This is a genomic window from Variovorax sp. Soil_C_17 (genome assembly GCF_057657265.1).
Genome location: NZ_JBDGIT010000015.1, coordinates 66,234 through 80,952, shown reverse-complemented (window position 1 = coordinate 80,952; position 14,719 = coordinate 66,234). Strand labels below are relative to the sequence as shown.

15 protein-coding genes are annotated in these 14,719 nt (G+C 69.7%); 13 read left to right on the top strand and 2 right to left on the bottom strand.

Annotated elements, in window-relative coordinates:
• The 5 genes from AC3A6Y_RS32550 to AC3A6Y_RS32530 all read left to right on the top strand — a co-directional run.
• On the top strand, window positions 1–186 hold a 186-nt coding region (locus AC3A6Y_RS32550; RefSeq protein ID WP_487872350.1), incomplete at its 5' end, for a hypothetical protein.
• A gap of 63 nt (window positions 187–249) precedes the next feature.
• On the top strand, window positions 250–1,506 hold the full coding sequence (locus AC3A6Y_RS32545; RefSeq protein WP_487872349.1) for a lipoprotein-releasing ABC transporter permease subunit: 1,257 nt from the start codon (window positions 250–252) through the stop codon (window positions 1,504–1,506).
• A gap of 46 nt (window positions 1,507–1,552) precedes the next feature.
• The gene (gene lolD / locus AC3A6Y_RS32540; protein ID WP_487872352.1) at window positions 1,553–2,242 is read left to right on the top strand and encodes a lipoprotein-releasing ABC transporter ATP-binding protein LolD; all 690 of its coding nucleotides are present in this window, start codon (window positions 1,553–1,555) and stop codon (window positions 2,240–2,242) included.
• A gap of 178 nt (window positions 2,243–2,420) precedes the next feature.
• On the top strand, window positions 2,421–2,663 hold the full coding sequence (locus AC3A6Y_RS32535) for a helix-turn-helix domain-containing protein (protein WP_487872348.1): 243 nt from the start codon (window positions 2,421–2,423) through the stop codon (window positions 2,661–2,663).
• A 3-nt stretch (window positions 2,664–2,666) separates the two neighbouring features.
• A complete protein-coding gene (locus AC3A6Y_RS32530; RefSeq protein WP_487872347.1) occupies window positions 2,667–4,004 on the top strand; it encodes a type II toxin-antitoxin system HipA family toxin in 1,338 nt (445 codons plus the stop codon).
• Window positions 4,005–4,007: 3 nt separating this feature from the next.
• Here the strand turns inward: AC3A6Y_RS32530 and AC3A6Y_RS32525 are convergent, their stop codons facing one another.
• A complete protein-coding gene (locus AC3A6Y_RS32525) occupies window positions 4,008–4,853 on the bottom strand; it encodes a peptidoglycan DD-metalloendopeptidase family protein (protein ID WP_487872346.1) in 846 nt (281 codons plus the stop codon).
• A 4-nt stretch (window positions 4,854–4,857) separates the two neighbouring features.
• On the bottom strand, window positions 4,858–5,247 hold the full coding sequence (locus AC3A6Y_RS32520) for a RidA family protein (RefSeq protein ID WP_487872345.1): 390 nt from the start codon (window positions 5,245–5,247) through the stop codon (window positions 4,858–4,860).
• A 197-nt stretch (window positions 5,248–5,444) separates the two neighbouring features.
• On the opposite strand from AC3A6Y_RS32520, the gene AC3A6Y_RS32515 reads away from it, so the two are divergent.
• Genes AC3A6Y_RS32515 through AC3A6Y_RS32480 form a run of 8 tightly spaced genes read left to right on the top strand, consistent with a single transcriptional unit; the run spans window position 5,445 to window position 14,715 of the window.
• The gene (locus AC3A6Y_RS32515; RefSeq protein WP_487872344.1) at window positions 5,445–7,022 is read left to right on the top strand and encodes an ABC transporter substrate-binding protein; all 1,578 of its coding nucleotides are present in this window, start codon (window positions 5,445–5,447) and stop codon (window positions 7,020–7,022) included.
• A 41-nt stretch (window positions 7,023–7,063) separates the two neighbouring features.
• Window positions 7,064–8,005 carry an ABC transporter permease gene (locus AC3A6Y_RS32510; protein WP_487872343.1) on the top strand — a complete coding sequence of 314 codons (942 nt, stop codon included), beginning with the start codon at window positions 7,064–7,066 and terminating at the stop codon, window positions 8,003–8,005.
• Between the two features lie 4 nt (window positions 8,006–8,009).
• Window positions 8,010–8,849, top strand: a complete 840-nt coding sequence (locus tag AC3A6Y_RS32505) for an ABC transporter permease (protein ID WP_487872342.1) — start codon at window positions 8,010–8,012, stop codon at window positions 8,847–8,849.
• Window positions 8,849–9,883, top strand: coding sequence for an ABC transporter ATP-binding protein (locus AC3A6Y_RS32500; protein WP_487872341.1), 1,035 nt, complete (start codon window positions 8,849–8,851; stop codon window positions 9,881–9,883). Before AC3A6Y_RS32505 ends, AC3A6Y_RS32500 begins: the two co-directional genes overlap by 1 nt.
• Entirely contained in the window at window positions 9,880–10,962 is a 1,083-nt protein-coding gene (locus AC3A6Y_RS32495; protein WP_487872340.1) for an ABC transporter ATP-binding protein, read from the top strand. The genes AC3A6Y_RS32500 and AC3A6Y_RS32495 overlap by 4 nt, the downstream gene beginning before the upstream one ends.
• On the top strand, window positions 10,963–12,258 hold the full coding sequence (locus AC3A6Y_RS32490) for an amino acid deaminase (RefSeq protein ID WP_487872339.1): 1,296 nt from the start codon (window positions 10,963–10,965) through the stop codon (window positions 12,256–12,258).
• An 8-nt stretch (window positions 12,259–12,266) separates the two neighbouring features.
• Complete coding sequence (locus AC3A6Y_RS32485; RefSeq protein ID WP_487872338.1) at window positions 12,267–13,166, top strand: MurR/RpiR family transcriptional regulator; 900 nt, start codon at window positions 12,267–12,269, stop codon at window positions 13,164–13,166.
• Entirely contained in the window at window positions 13,159–14,715 is a 1,557-nt protein-coding gene (locus AC3A6Y_RS32480) for an N-acyl-D-amino-acid deacylase family protein (RefSeq protein ID WP_487872337.1), read from the top strand. Before AC3A6Y_RS32485 ends, AC3A6Y_RS32480 begins: the two co-directional genes overlap by 8 nt.
• Window positions 14,716–14,719: the final 4 nt, after the last annotated feature.

The following is a 14,719-nucleotide window of genomic DNA, read 5'->3' as shown; positions in this document are numbered from 1 at the left end:
GCGCCGGCGGTTGGACCTGTTCCCATGTCGCCGTTCTATGTGCCGCCAAATGCGGCGCCGCTGAATCCTTTCGTGCCTTCGCCTTTCGCTCCGTTCTACTTTCAAGAACCGCCGGTGCCGGCGCCGGCACCGGAGTGGGACCTCGAGGTCGACGTGCGAATTCCGGAATCGGAGCCTTGGGGCTGAGGCCCGCCCTACCAGGGGCCATTTCGGACTGGGGCAAGGCGCGGGTGCCACAATCCTCCCCCTATGCGACTCCCCTACGAACTGCAGCTCGGCTGGCGCTACACCCGCGCGGGCCGGGCGACGCGGCGCAACGGCTTCATCTCCTTCATCTCCGGCGTCTCCATGTTCGGCATCGCGCTGGGCGTGGCCGCGCTGATCATCGTGCTTTCGGTGATGAACGGCTTCCAGAAGGAAGTGACCGACCGCATGCTCGGCGTGATCTCGCACATCGAGATCTTCTCGCGCGACGGCCAGGCGCTGGCCGACATCGACGCCATCGCCGCGGCGGCACGCAAGAACCCCAACGTGGTCGGCGTGGCGCCCTTCATCGCCGCGCAGGCGCTCATCGCGCGCGGGGAGGACATGAAGGGCGCGCTGGTGCGCGGCATCGAGCCCTCGCTGGAGCCGCAGGTGACCGACATCTCCACCACCGCGCAAAAGGGCGCGCTGGCGAAGCTGGTTCCGGGCGAGTTCGGCATCGTGCTGGGCGTCGAGCTGGCGCGCTCGCTCTTCGTGCAGGTGGGCGACCAAGTTACGCTGATCGCGCCGGGCGGGCAGGTCACGCCGGCCGGCGTGGTGCCGCGGCTGAAGCAGTTCACGGTGGTCGGCACCTTCGACTCCGGCCACTACGAGTACGACTCGGCGCTGGCAATGATCCACGAGCAGGACGCCGCGCGCGTGTTCCGCCTCGAAGGGCCCAGTGGCCTGCGCCTGAAGCTCAAGGACCTGCACCAGGCGCGCGAGGTGGCCGATGAGCTGGCGGTCACGCTCCCCGGCGAGTTCCTGATCCGCGACTGGACGCGCCAGAACAAGACCTGGTTCGCGGCCGTGCAGGTCGAGAAACGCATGATGTTCATCATCCTCACGCTGATCGTCGCGGTCGCGGCCTTCAACCTGGTCTCGACGCTGGTCATGACGGTGACCGACAAGCGTGCCGACATCGCCATCTTGCGGACCCTGGGCTCGAGCCCCAGGAGCATCATGAGCATCTTCGTGGTGCAGGGCGCGATGGTGGGCGTGATCGGCACGCTGGCCGGGCTGCTGCTGGGCCTGGGCATCGCCTACAACATCGACGTGATCGTGCCGGCGCTGGAGCGGCTGTTCAACGCGCGCTTCCTGCCGCAGGACATCTACCTGATCAGCAGGATGCCCAGCGATCCGCAGCGGGGCGACATCCTGCCGATCGCGTTGATCTCGTTGGCGCTGTCCTTCGTGGCCACGCTCTACCCGAGCTGGCGCGCGAGCCGCGTGAACCCGGCGGAGGCGCTGCGCTATGAATGACAGGGCCCCTTTGCTCGGCGCCGGCGCATCCGCGATGCCCCCCGGGATGGCGGCCGACGGCGTCGTCCTGCAAGTCCGCGGCCTCACCAAGCGCTTTCACGAAGGCCGCATCGACCTCACGGTGCTGCACGGCGTCGACCTCGACGTGCGCGCCGGCGAGACGCTGGCCATCGTCGGCGCCTCGGGCTCGGGCAAGAGCACGCTGCTGCACCTGATGGGCGGGCTCGATGCGCCCACGGCCGGCAGCGTGGAGCTGCACGGCAAGAACATCGCGCATGTGGATGCGGCCGAGCAGGGCCGGCTGCGCAACGCGCACCTGGGCTTCGTCTACCAGTTCCACCATCTGCTGCCCGAGTTCAGCGCCCTCGACAACGTGGCGATGCCGTTGAAGATCCGCCGCACGCCGCCGCAGCAGGCCGCCGAGGCCGCCGCCGCGATGCTGGCTGCGGTGGGGCTGGCCGAGCGGGTGCATCACCGGCCGGCCGAGCTGTCCGGCGGCGAGCGCCAGCGCGTGGCGATCGCGCGCGCGCTGGTGACGCAGCCCGACTGCGTGCTGGCCGACGAGCCCACCGGCAACCTCGACCGCAACACCGCCGACGGGGTGTTCGCGTTGATGCTGAAGCTGGCGCACGAGCGCCGCACCGCCTTCGTGGTGGTCACGCACGACGAGGGGCTGGCCAAGCGCTGCGATCGCGTGCTGCGGCTGGCGGCAGGGCGGCTGGACAACGGGCGCTGAGGGGTGCGCCCGGGGCCGGCGTTGGAATGCAGGCCCGGCACGCGGTGCGCGGCGGGGCCTTCGGGGCATTGCGCATTGCCCGTGCGACAAGTAAACCTCATTTACCCATTAAATGGGTATTTTGAAATTACCTGTCCTATGAGTAAGATGCAGGATATCCGTCCCATGGGCAAAAGCGATGCGCCAGGTCCTCTCCACCCCCTCCCAGCTCGGCCCGCTCCTGAAATCCGGTCGCCGGGCCGCCGGCTTGTCGCAGACCGATCTGGCCAGGCGAATGGGCATCAGCCAGAGCCGCATCTCGCACATGGAGCTGCACCCCGAATCGGTGAGCCTCGACCAGCTGCTCGCGCTCTTCGGCCTGCTCGGCATCGAGCTCATGGTCCAGTCGAAGTCGGGCGCGCAGCCGGCGCAGGAATGGTGAGGCATGGGCCGTAGGTCCCATTCGCAGGCCCTATCCATCTGGGCCAACGGCGAGCGGGTCGGAGTCTGGCGGATCCCCGGGCGCGGCGAGCCCGAGCTCGTCTACGATCCGGCATGGATGGCTTCGCCGGCCGGGCGCCCGCTGTCCTTGTCGCTTCCGCTGGCAGCGGGTGGGCTCAAGGGCTCTGTCGTCAACAGCTATTTCGACAACCTGCTGCCCGACAGCCGCGCCATCCGCGAGCGGCTGGCCACGCGCTTCGGAACGGCCTCCACGAACGCGTTCGAGCTGCTGCGGGCGCTGGGGCGCGACTGCATCGGCGCCATCCAGCTCCTCGCCGAAGACGAAGCGCCCGCGGACCTCGGGCAGATATCAGGCACCCCGATGTCGGTCGAGGAGGTCGAGGCCCTGCTCCTCCAGACCGTGACCCCGGGCCGCCTCGGCGGCTTGCTCGAAGAGGCGGACGCGCTGCGCATCTCGCTGGCCGGCGCGCAGGAAAAGACCGCGCTCCTGTGGCACGACCAGCAATGGATGCGGCCGCACGGCGCGACGCCGACGACGCACATCCTGAAGCTGCCGCTCGGGCTCGTGGGGCATCGCCAGGCGGACTTCAGCACTTCGGTGGAGAACGAATGGCTGTGCCTGAACATCCTCCAGGCCTACGGGCTCGCGGTTCCCCGCTGCGCCATCCTCGCCTTCGGCACGCAGAAGGTGCTGGCCGTCGAGCGCTTCGACCGGCAGCTCCATTCGTCGGGACGCTGGCTGATGCGCTTGCCGCAGGAAGACTTCTGCCAGGCGCTGGGCGTGCCCTCGCACTTGAAGTACGAGGCGGACGGCGGCCCGGGCGTGCTGGACCTGGCCAGGATCCTGCGGCAGTCGGTCAACGCGCGCGAAGACCTGCGGACCCTGCTCGCCGCACAACTGATCTTCTGGATGCTCGCCGCGCCGGACGGCCACGCCAAGAACTTCAGCATTCATCTGCTGCCGGAGGGGCGCTTCAGGCTCGCGCCGCTCTATGACGTCATGTCGATCTGGCCGGTGGAGGGCGCCGGGCCCAACCAGTTCTCGCGACACGACGGGAAGCTGGCGATGGCCATGATGGGGAAGAGCAGGCACTACCGGCGATCGACCATCCAGCGGCGCCACTTCAATGCCACGGCGCGTCTGTGCGGCTATGGACCCGACGCGGAGGACGTCGTCGCCTCCGTGCTCGACCGCACGCCCGGGGTCATCGCCCGCATGGAGGCGCAGTTGCCTGCCGGCTTCCCGGCTAAGGTTGCGCAGCCCATCCTGCGCGGGCTCGCCGTGTCCGCGAAAGCGCTGGAGGCCATGCCCAGGGAGTAGGGCTCAGGCTTCGAGGAACAACGCCGGGTCCACCATCGCCCTGTTCAGCATCACCGACCAATGCAGGTGCGGGCCGGTCACGCGCCCGGTGGCGCCCACCGCGCAGAAGCGCTCGCCGGCCTCCACCCTCTCGCCCACCTTCACGTCCATGGCGCTCAGGTGGCAATACATCGTCAGCAGCCCGCCGCCGTGGTCCAGCCAGACGGTTCCGCCGTTGAAGAAGTAGTCGCCGGTGTCGATCACCCGGCCGGCCATCGGCGCCTTCACCGGCGTGCCGGTGGCCGCCGCGATGTCCATGCCGCTGTGCGGATTGCGCTTCTCGCCGTTGAACACGCGCCGCAGGCCGAAGGAGCCCGAGCGCCGCCCCGGCACCGGGATCTGCATGCGCAGCTCGCCCTGGGGCAGGGGCTCGCTGAAGGTGGCCATCACCGTCTGCAGGTGGACGCGCTCGCGCTCGTAGCGCGCCAGGTCCTCGGCCGACAGGTCGACCTGGCCCGGCGCCACCTTGAGATGCTGCTCGCGGTAGCGCTTGGGCGCGATCACATAGGGCAGCTCGCTCGTGCCGCCGTCCTCCCGCAGCACCCGGATGCGGGCCTCGCCCGGCTCCGCGGACAGCGGGATGCCCACCAGCGCACCCCAGTCGATCGCATCGCCCAGCACCAGCAGCGGCACGTCGTCCGCGGTGCGCGCCTGCGGCCGCCTTGCGGCCGGTCCCAGCGACAGGCGGGCGATGCCGCCGGGGACTTGCAAGGCGTGCGGCCACGGCGGCGGGCTGGGGGTCGCCTGCGCGGCCGGCAGGGCCATCAGCCCGAGTGCGCGCAGCAGGACATCGCGGCGATGCATCGGCATGGGCTCAGGCCTTGGGCTTGTAGGCCACCACGTCGATCTCGACCTTGGCATCGACCATCAGCCGCGCCTCGGTTGTCGAGCGTGCCGGGAAGTTGCCGTCGAAGTAGCCCATGTAGACCCGGTTGAAGGCACCGAAGTCGCGCGCGTCGTGCAGCCACACGGTGCACTTGCACACGTCTTCCAGCGTGGCACCGGCGAGGGCGAGCGCCGACTTGATGTTCTCCATCACCTGGCGCGTCTGCGCCTCGATCCCGCCGACCACGATCTCGCCCTTGGCATCGGCCGGCACCTGGCCCGAGACGTAGACGAAATCGCCGGCGCGAACGGCCGGCGAGAGGGGGCGGATCTGGCGGTCCGAGGCATTGGGCGAGACGCCGAGGTATTCGAGCGGCATGGGGGGCTCCTGAGGTGAAAGAAGTTGGCGAAGAGGGGGCGGTAAAGGTCGGCGACGCCCATCGGTTTTGAAATTCTATTTCAGCATAAAGCCAAGAACTCAGGGTTTACACCCATGCATTGGCCCGCTTGTTGCTTCAAAGTCCGGCCCGAAGAGAAAGTTTTTTTCATTTTCACAGCCTCACGAAGGAGTTCCACATGCAGACCCCCGGACGCCCGAGCGGCCAGCCCGCATCTTCCAAGCGCCGCCTGCTCGGCGCCTGTTTGCTGGCGATCGCCACGCTGGCCGGCCCGGCCGCGATGCCCGCGCAGGCCCAGGGCGCGCGCAACTTCGCGACGCTGGCCATGGTGGCCGAGCCCCAGACGCTGGACCCGATGGCCTCCACCGCGGACCTGGTCGGCACCATCATGCAGCATGTGTACGAGCCGCTCTACACCTTCGACGCCAAGTGGAACGTGGTGCCGATGCTGGCCGAGGGCATGCCGAAGATCTCGGCCGACGGCAAGACCTACGCGATCGCGATCCGCAAGGGCGTGATGCTGCACAACGGCCGCGAGCTGAACGCGGACGATGTGGTCGCCAGCCTGCAGCGCTGGATGGACCAGTCGCCGCGCGGCAAGGCCGTGGCCAAGGAGATCGAAAGCCTGAAGACGAAGGGGCCGCTGGCCGTCGAGGTGGTGCTCAAGCAGCCCTACGCGCCGCTCTTGGCCCAGTTCGCGCTGCCCAGCGGCATGGCCGCGATCATGGCCAAGGACGCGATCGCGCAGCCGCTGAAGGACTTCGTCGGCACCGGTCCCTACAAGTTCAAGGAGCGCCGGCCCGACCAGTACGTGCTGCTGACCCGGTTCGACAAGTACAGCGCGCGCAAAGAGGCCCCGAACGGCTACGGCGGCAAGCGCGAGGCGGCCATCGAGGAGCTGCGCTTCGTGCCGGTGCCCAATGCCAACACCCGCGTCGAGGGAGCGCTGGCCGGCCAGTACGACTTCGCCGACCTGCTGCCCACCGAGGCGCTGCCGCGGCTGGAGAAGGCCGCGGGCAAGACGCTGCCGATCATGACGCCGGCGTTCGGCTTTCCCTACCTGGTGTTCAACACCAAGGAAGGCGTGATGGGCAGCCAGCCGGTGCGCCAGGCGGTGCAGGTGGCGCTGGGCGAGGGCGAAATGCTGGCCGCCGGCTTCGGCGACACGCGCTTCTTCGTCGCCGAGGGCAATCACTTCCCCAAGGGTTCGCCCTTCTATGCGACCGGCGGCACCGAGCTCTACAACCAGCGCAACGCGCCCAAGGCCAAGGAGGCGGCGGCCAAGGCCGGCTACAAGGGCGACCCGATCCGGGTGCTGACCAGCCGCCAGTACGACTTCCACTACAACATGGCGCTGCTGATGGCCGAGCAGCTCAAGCGCGCCGGCTTCAAGGTCGAGCTCAACGTGGTCGACTGGGCCACGCTGGTGCAGCGGCGCAACGACCCGAAGCTGTGGGACATCTACGTCACCCACTCGGGCCAGTTTCCCGAGCCCATGCTCTCGCCGCCGCAGCTGGGCGACGGCGCGCCGGGGTGGTGGGACTCGCCGGCGAAGAAGGCCGCGCTCGGCGCCCTGAACGTGGAGGTCGACCCCAACAAGCGCGGCGCGCTGTGGGGCAAGGTGCAGCAGGTGGTCTATGACGAGGTGCCTTACGTCAACGTCGGCAAGTTCAACGGCCTGTCGGCGAAGAGCCCGGCACTGGACAACTACCAGCCGATGACCTGGCCCTTCTTCTGGAACGCAAGAATCAAGTAACGGCGTCGACGCCGGGTCGAGGCTCGGCATCGGGGAATCGAATGATCCGCTATCTCTCCTCCCGCCTCGCCGGCATGGTGGTCGTGCTCGCCATCGTCGCGGTGCTGGTCTTCATCCTGACGCGTGCCGCCTCGGGCGATCCGGTCTCGGTACTGCTGGGCGACCAGGCCACCGCTGCCGACATCGCCCGCGTGCAGAAGGAATACGGCCTCGACAAGCCGCTGCCGGTGCAGTTCGGCTACTGGCTGCGCGAAGTGATGCAGGGCAACCTCGGGCAGTCGATCTTCCTGCAGCGCCCGGTCACGCAGGCGCTCATGGAGCGCGCCGAGCCCACCACGCTGCTGGCACTGATGGCGGTGGCCATCGCGGCGCTGATTGGGCTGCCCTGCGGCATCGTCTCGGCAGTGTTCCGGGGGCGCGTGGTGGACCAGGTCTTCACCGGCATCGCGATGCTGGGCGCCAGCATCCCGAGCTTCTGGCTGGGCATCGTGCTGATCCAGTTCTTCGCGGTCTCGCTGGGCTGGTTCCCCGTCTCGGGCTATGGCGCACCCGATGCACCGCTGGCCGAGCGCCTGCACGCGCTGGTGCTGCCGGCCACGGTGCTGGGGCTGTTGAACTCGGCGCTGATCATCCGCTTCACCCGCGCTTCGATGCTCGACGTGCTGGGCGAGGACTATGTGCGCACCGCGCGCTCGAAGGGCCTTTCGGAAGGCACGGTGGTGCTCAAGCATGCGCTGCGCAATGCGCTGGTGCCCATCGTCACGGTGCTGGGCCTCACGATCGCGCTGATGATCGGCGGCGCCGTCGTCACCGAGACCGTCTTCGGCCTGCCGGGGGTCGGCAACCTGGTCGTGAACGCGGTGCTGCGCCGCGACTATCCGGTGATCCAGGGAGCCCTGCTCGTGATCGCCGCCATCTACGTGCTCATCAACTTCTCGATCGACCTGCTCTATGCCGTGGTCGATCCCCGCGTGAAGATCTAGTGCCATGCAAATGCCAAGAATGCTCCGCCAGCTGATGCATCGCCGCATCGTGATGGCCTCCGCCCTGGTGCTGCTGCTGATCGCGGTGCTCGCGCTGGGCGCGCCCTGGCTCGCCTCGGCCGATCCCAACGATACGGCCGTGCTCGACCGGCTCAAGCCGCCGAGCGCCGCGCACCTGATGGGCACCGACGAGCTCGGCCGCGACATGTATGCGCGCATCGTGCACGGTGCGCGCTACTCGCTCGCCATTGCGGCGCTCACGGCACTGGGCTCGGTGGTGCTGGGCACCATCCTCGGACTCATGGGCGGCTTCTTCCGCCGGCTCGATGCGCCGCTGATGCGGGTGGTCGACGCGATGATGTCCTTTCCCGACATCCTGCTGGCGATCGCGCTGGTCGCGATCCTCGGGCCCTCGCTGGTCAACGTGGTGCTGGCGCTGGTGCTGGTCTATACGCCGCGGGTGGCGCGGGTGGTGCGCGCCTCCACCCTGGTGGTGCGGGAGCTGCTCTTCGTCGAGGCGGTGCGCGCGCTCGGCGTGCGCACCTCGCGCATCCTGTGGCGCCACATCCTGCCCAACCTGATGTCGCCGATCCTGGTGCAGGTGTCCTTCATCTTCGCCTACGCGATCCTGGCGGAGGCGGGCCTGTCCTTCCTCGGCGTCGGCGTGCCGCCCGAGATCCCGACCTGGGGCACCATGGTGGCGAGCAGCCAGCAGTATGCGGACCGGGCCTTCTGGGTCGTGCTGTTCCCGGGGCTGGCGATCATCTTCACCGCGCTCTCGCTGCAGTTGCTGGGCGACGGCGTGCGCGACCTGCTCGACCCCAAACTGAAGAAGGCCACCTGATGACGCCGAACTCCCCGCCTCGCCTGAGGGTGCGCAACCTCGGCACCGCCTTTCCGACCGAGGACGGCCTGGTGCGCTCGGTCGCCGAGGTGAGCTTCTCCATCCAGCCCGGCAAGACCACCGCGCTCGTCGGCGAGTCCGGCTCGGGCAAGTCGGTCACCAGCCTGACGCTGATGCGCTTGCTGCCCAGGACCGCCAATGCCCAGGTGAGCGGGCAGGCGGCCTTCGTCACCCGCGACGGCCGCACGGTCGACCTGCTCGGCCTGCCCGACCGCGAGATGCGGCGCCTGCGCGGCAACGAGCTGTCGATGATCTTCCAGGAGCCGATGACCAGCCTCAACCCGGTCTTCACCATCGGCGAGCAGATCGCCGAGAGCGTGCGACTGCACAAGGGCCTGGACCGCAAGGCCGCGCTGGCCCATGCGCTGCGCATGCTGGAGCTGGTCGAGATCCCGGCCGCGGCGCGGCGCCTGCACGAATATCCGCACCAGCTCTCCGGCGGCATGCGCCAGCGCGTGATGATCGCGCTGGCCATGGCCTGCGACCCGACGCTGCTGATCGCCGACGAGCCGACCACCGTACTCGACGTCACCATCCAGGCGCAGATCCTCGAGCTGATGCGCAAGCTGCAGGCCGAGACCGGCATGAGCATCCTCTTCATCACCCACAATCTCGGCGTGGTGGCGCACCATGCGGACGACGTGGTCGTGATGTATGCGGGCCGCGTGGTCGAGCGCGCGCCGGTGCGCCCGCTGTTCGCATCGCCCGAGCACCCCTACACGCAAGGCCTGCTGGCCTGCCTGCCGGGCAAGGCGCAGGCGCGCGGCGAGGGCCGGCCCAGGCGCCTGTTCGCGATCCGCGGCCAGGTCTCGAGCCCGCTCGCACCGCCGCCGGGCTGCGCCTTCGAGCCGCGCTGCGACCAGGCGCTCGAGGCTTGCAGGCAGGCGATGCCGCCGCTGGTCGACACCTGTGAAGGTCGCCAGGCGCGCTGCATCCGGGTGCCCGCGATCCAGCCACTCGCGAGGGCCGCATGAGTACAGCCGCTCCCCTCATCGAGGTCCGAAACCTCAAGAAATACTTCGGCTCCGGCGACCGCCCGGTGCGCGCCGTCGACGACGTCTCCTTCGCCATCCGCCCCGGCGAGACCCTGGGCCTGGTCGGGGAGTCGGGTTCCGGCAAGAGCACCATCGGCCGCACGCTGCTGCGCCTGGTCGAGCGCACCGAAGGCGAGGTGCTCTACCGTGGCGACGACATCGGCAAGCTCGCCGCCGGCCCGCTGCGCCGCCTGCGCAGCAAGCTGCAGATCATCTTCCAGGACCCCTACGCCAGCCTCAACCCGAAGATGCGCATCGGCGCCATCCTCGGCGAAGCGCTGGCCACGCACGGCCTGGCCAAGGGCCCCGGCGCGCGCGAGCGGCGCATCGCCGAATTGCTGGAGACGGTGGGCCTGCGGCCCGAGCATGCCGGCCGCTTCCCGCACGAGTTCTCGGGCGGCCAGCGCCAGCGCATCGGCGTGGCGCGCGCGCTGGCGGTGGAGCCCGAGTTCATCGTGGCCGACGAGCCGCTGTCGGCCCTGGACGTCTCCATCCAGTCGCAGGTGATCAATCTGCTGGCCGACCTGCGGGAACGCCTGTCGCTGACCATGCTTTTCATCTCGCACGACCTGGACGTGGTGGAATACCTGTGCGACCGCGTGGTCGTTCTCTACCTGGGCAAGGTGATGGAAGTGGCCGAGACCCGCGAGCTCTTCGAGCGCCCGCAGCACCCCTATACGCGGGCGCTGCTGGCTGCCAGCCCCAAGCCCGATCCGCTGCTGCCCAACGAGCGCGTGGCGCTCAAGGGCGACATCCCGAGCCCGATGGCGCCGCCTTCGGGCTGCGTCTTTCGCACGCGCTGCCCGCACGCCATCGCGGCTTGCGCCGACACCGTGCCGCCGCTCGACGAACTGTCGCCGGGGCATTTTTCCGCCTGCATCCGCAAGGACCTGGTTCGACATGAGCCGCCGGGCCGCTCCCAAGGCGATAGCACCGTAGCCGAAGGCGAAGGTAACTCCAATGAGCCGCTGGGCCGCTCCCAGGGCAAGACGGCAGCGCTTGGCGCGGAGGTGATTTGAATGACCACTGACAACGAACTTTTCGACCCGATCCTCGACACCCGCATCAAGGGCTACCCCCACACCCAGCCGCCCAGGCGCCTCAGCGAGATCGGCCGGGCCGGCTGGCATGTGCTGGCCGGCGACCTGCCGCTGCCGCTGGCGGTCCTCAAGCGAGAGGCGCTCGAGCACAACCTGGCATGGATGCAGGCGCGCGTGCGGCAGTGGGGCATCGACCTGGCGCCGCACGGCAAGACCACCATGTCGCCGCAGCTGTTCCGTCGCCAGCTCGATGCCGGCGCCTGGGGCCTGACCTTCGCGACCGTCACGCAGCTGGCGATCGGCGTGGCCGCCGGCGCGCGCCGCACGCTCATCGCCAACCAGGTGATGAGCGATGAAGACCTGGCCGGCATCCAGCTGCTGCTGCACGCGCATGCCGACCTGCGTGTCGTGTTCCTGGTCGACTCGCTGGCGCAGCTCGGGCTGATCGAGGACTGGACCGGTCGACACCACGAAAGCCTGCCCTTCGAGGTCATGCTGGAGATCGGCGTCGAGGGCGGGCGCACCGGCTGCCGCGCGCAGGAGGAGGCCGTGACGCTCGCCACCGCCCTGCACCGGAGCAGCGCGGTGCGCCTGGTGGGCATCGAGTGCTACGAAGGCCTGGCCGCCACCGGCGACAGCGCTGCCGACACCGCCTATGCCAACGCGCTGATGGATCGCGTGGAAGCGGTGGCGCGCCACTGCGACACGCACGGCCTGTTCGAAGGCGACGAGGTGATCGTCTCGGCCGGCGGCTCGGCCATCTTCGACCTGGTGGCCGGCCGGCTGAAGCCGGCACTCAAGGCCGGCGTGCGCGGCATCCTGCGCTCGGGCTGCTACGTCACCCACGACCACGGCTTCTACAAGCGGATGCTGAGCGCGGTGGACCAGCGCCTCGGTTGCGACTGCGGCGAGAGCCTGCGTCCGGCGATGGAGGTGTGGGCGACCGTGCAATCGCGTCCCGAGCCCGGGCTCGCCATCCTTGCCGTCGGCAAGCGCGACATCTCTTTCGACCTTTCGCTGCCCGTGCCCATCGCCCGCGCCGCGCGCGGCAGCCTCGTGCCCGAGGCCGTGCCCGCCGACTGGAAGATCACCGGGCTGAACGACCAGCATGCCTACCTGCGCTGGGACGACGCCGCATCGCCGCAGGCGCCTGTGGTGGGCGACCGCGTCGGCCTGGGCATCTCGCACCCCTGCACCACCTTCGACAAGTGGCACTGGATGCCGGTGGTGGAAGAGGACTTGCGCGTGATCGATGCGGTGTCCATGCATTTCTGAAGCGGTCCATGTCCCAGTCCCTGCTCCAGAAGATGGCCGAGGTGCGCAACGGCGCGCCGTCCACGCGGCGCGCCATCCTCGACCTGATCCTCGAGGACCCCGACCGCGTGCTCGAAGAAAGCTTCGAATCGCTGGCCGAGCGCTCGCGCAGCTCGGTGCCCACCATCATGCGCACCTGCCGCGACCTCGGCTTCGCTGGGCTGCGCGAGTTCAAGCTGGCCTTGGCGCAGGAGCTGGCGCTGGGCGGCTCGCCCCTGCACCGGCGCGTCAACATCGCCGACACGGCCGACGAGGTGGTGGGCAAGATCGCCCGCAGCGCCGCGGCCTCGGTCTCCGGCGTGCGCAGCCAGCTCGACATGGCGGTGCTCGACGGCGCCGTCGGCGCGATCGCCGCGGCGCCGCACGTGGACCTGTACGGCGCCGGCGCCACCTCCTGGTTCATGGCCAACGACCTGCAGGCGCGGCTGTTCCGTCTGGGCCTCTCGGCCAATGCCTGGGCCGACTACCACCTGCAGCAGGTGGCGGGCGCGGCCCAGCGCCCGGGCGGCGTGGTGATCGCGATCTCGCACGTGGGCGGCATGCCCTCGCTGCTGGATGCGGTGGACATCGCGCGTGGGCAGGGCGCGAAGGTGGTTGCGCTCACCCGGCCCGGCACCGCGCTGGCGGCGCGCGCCGATTTCCTGCTCGGCCTCTCGGTGCCCGACGACGCGGTGATGCACGTGGGCATCGACGCCTACCTCACGCACCTGACGGCCATCGAGATCCTGACCGTGCTGGTCGCACAGCGCCGCGGCGAACCCGCAGTGCAACGGCTGCAGCGCGCGCGCGAGGCCTTCCAGCGCCACGGCATCGATGCCAGCACGCATCCGCTGCAGAGCTGGGATGGCGGAGGAATCAAGCATGGCTGAGAGCGAACACGGTGGCTCCGCCGCCGGCACGCCGGGCAGCGCGCACGAAGGCGCCTTCTCCCGCGCGCGGGAGAGGGCGCAGGGCCAGGACCGCGGCGCCACCCTGCTCGAAGCCGGCCTCATCGTCGATGGCTCCGGCGGCCCGAGCTGGACCGGCGACGTGCTCCTGGTCGGCGACCGCATCGCAGCCCTGGGCGAAGGCCTGCGCCGGCGCCTGCCCGAGGGCATCGACGTGGACGACCTGCAGGTCATCGACTGCCGCGCCAAGGCCGTCGTCCCGGGCTTCATCGACGTCCACACGCACGACGACGCCATCGTGCTGCGCGACCCGCTCAACCTGCCGAAGGTCTCGCAGGGCATCACCACCGTGGTCACCGGCAACTGCGGCATCTCGCTCGCGCCGTACCGCACGCCGCAGGCCCAGCCGCCGCTCACCCTGCTGGGCGCCGATTCCTTCCTGCACGCCACCATGGCCGAGTACCGCGCGGCGGTCGAGGCGGCGCAGCCCGCGCTCAACGTTGCCGCCCTGGTCGGCCATACGACGCTGCGCTTCGCCACCATGGACGCGCTGGACCGCGCCGCCACCGAAGACGAGCGGGCGCGGATGGGCGCGCTGCTCGAGTCTTGCATGGTCGAGGGGGCGCACGGCCTTTCTTCCGGCCTGTTCTACGAGCAGGCCTTCGCCGCCCCGGCCGAGGAGGTGACGGCGCTTGCGCGCATCGTGGCCCGCCACGGCGGCGTCTACGCCACGCACCTGCGCAGCGAGATGGAAAACATCATCGAGGCCATGCACGAGGCCGGCGACACCGCGTTCAGCGCCGGCGCGCCGCTCGTGATCTCGCACCACAAGTGCGCCGGGCCCGCCAACTGGGGCCGCACCCGGCAGACGCTCCCGCTGATCGATGCGCTGGCCGAACGCCAGGACATCGCGCTCGACGTCTACCCCTATGTCGCCGGCTCCACCGTGCTGCGCGAGGACCTGGTGGACGGCGTGATCGACATCCTCATCACCTGGTCCGACCCCCATCCCGGCGTGACCGGCCGCATGCTGGCCGACATCGCACGCGAGTGGGGCGTGGACCAGAAGGAGGCCTGCCGACGCCTGCAGCCCGGCGGCGCCTGCTATTTCCAGATGAACGAAGACGACGTGGAGCGCGTCATCGCCCACCCGCGCACGATGATCGGCAGCGACGGCCTGCCGCACGATCGCCATCCGCATCCGCGCCTGTGGGGCGCCTTTCCGCGCGTGTTCGCGCGCTACTGGCGCGACCGGCAGCTCTTCACGCTGGAGCAGGCAGTGCACAAGATGACCGGCATGACGGCGCGCAACATGCGCATCGCGGACCGTGGCCTGCTGCGCGCCGGCGCGATGGCCGACGTGGTGGTGTTCGACCCGCGCACCATCGCCGACACCGCCACCTACGACCGGCCGAAGAGCGCGAGCGTGGGCATCGAGCGGGTGTACGTGAACGGGACGTGTGCGTTCGTCGGCGGCGAGCAGGAGCCTGCCGTGCGCGCGAGGGCGGGGCGGATGCTGACACGCGGGTGAGCGG

Excerpts from the sequence above, each read along its gene's own strand:
- AC3A6Y_RS32545 (WP_487872349.1), top strand. The coding sequence starts at position 250 with ATGCGACTCCCCTACGAACTGCAGCTCGGCTGGCGCTACACCCGCGCG.
- lolD (WP_487872352.1), top strand. The coding sequence starts at position 1,553 with ATGGCGGCCGACGGCGTCGTCCTGCAAGTCCGCGGCCTCACCAAGCGC.
- AC3A6Y_RS32535 (WP_487872348.1), top strand. The coding sequence starts at position 2,421 with ATGCGCCAGGTCCTCTCCACCCCCTCCCAGCTCGGCCCGCTCCTGAAA.
- AC3A6Y_RS32530 (WP_487872347.1), top strand. The coding sequence starts at position 2,667 with ATGGGCCGTAGGTCCCATTCGCAGGCCCTATCCATCTGGGCCAACGGC.
- AC3A6Y_RS32525 (WP_487872346.1), bottom strand. The coding sequence starts at position 4,853 with ATGCCGATGCATCGCCGCGATGTCCTGCTGCGCGCACTCGGGCTGATG.
- AC3A6Y_RS32520 (WP_487872345.1), bottom strand. The coding sequence starts at position 5,247 with ATGCCGCTCGAATACCTCGGCGTCTCGCCCAATGCCTCGGACCGCCAG.
- AC3A6Y_RS32515 (WP_487872344.1), top strand. The coding sequence starts at position 5,445 with ATGCAGACCCCCGGACGCCCGAGCGGCCAGCCCGCATCTTCCAAGCGC.
- AC3A6Y_RS32510 (WP_487872343.1), top strand. The coding sequence starts at position 7,064 with ATGATCCGCTATCTCTCCTCCCGCCTCGCCGGCATGGTGGTCGTGCTC.
- AC3A6Y_RS32505 (WP_487872342.1), top strand. The coding sequence starts at position 8,010 with ATGCAAATGCCAAGAATGCTCCGCCAGCTGATGCATCGCCGCATCGTG.
- AC3A6Y_RS32500 (WP_487872341.1), top strand. The coding sequence starts at position 8,849 with ATGACGCCGAACTCCCCGCCTCGCCTGAGGGTGCGCAACCTCGGCACC.
- AC3A6Y_RS32495 (WP_487872340.1), top strand. The coding sequence starts at position 9,880 with ATGAGTACAGCCGCTCCCCTCATCGAGGTCCGAAACCTCAAGAAATAC.
- AC3A6Y_RS32490 (WP_487872339.1), top strand. The coding sequence starts at position 10,963 with ATGACCACTGACAACGAACTTTTCGACCCGATCCTCGACACCCGCATC.
- AC3A6Y_RS32485 (WP_487872338.1), top strand. The coding sequence starts at position 12,267 with ATGTCCCAGTCCCTGCTCCAGAAGATGGCCGAGGTGCGCAACGGCGCG.
- AC3A6Y_RS32480 (WP_487872337.1), top strand. The coding sequence starts at position 13,159 with ATGGCTGAGAGCGAACACGGTGGCTCCGCCGCCGGCACGCCGGGCAGC.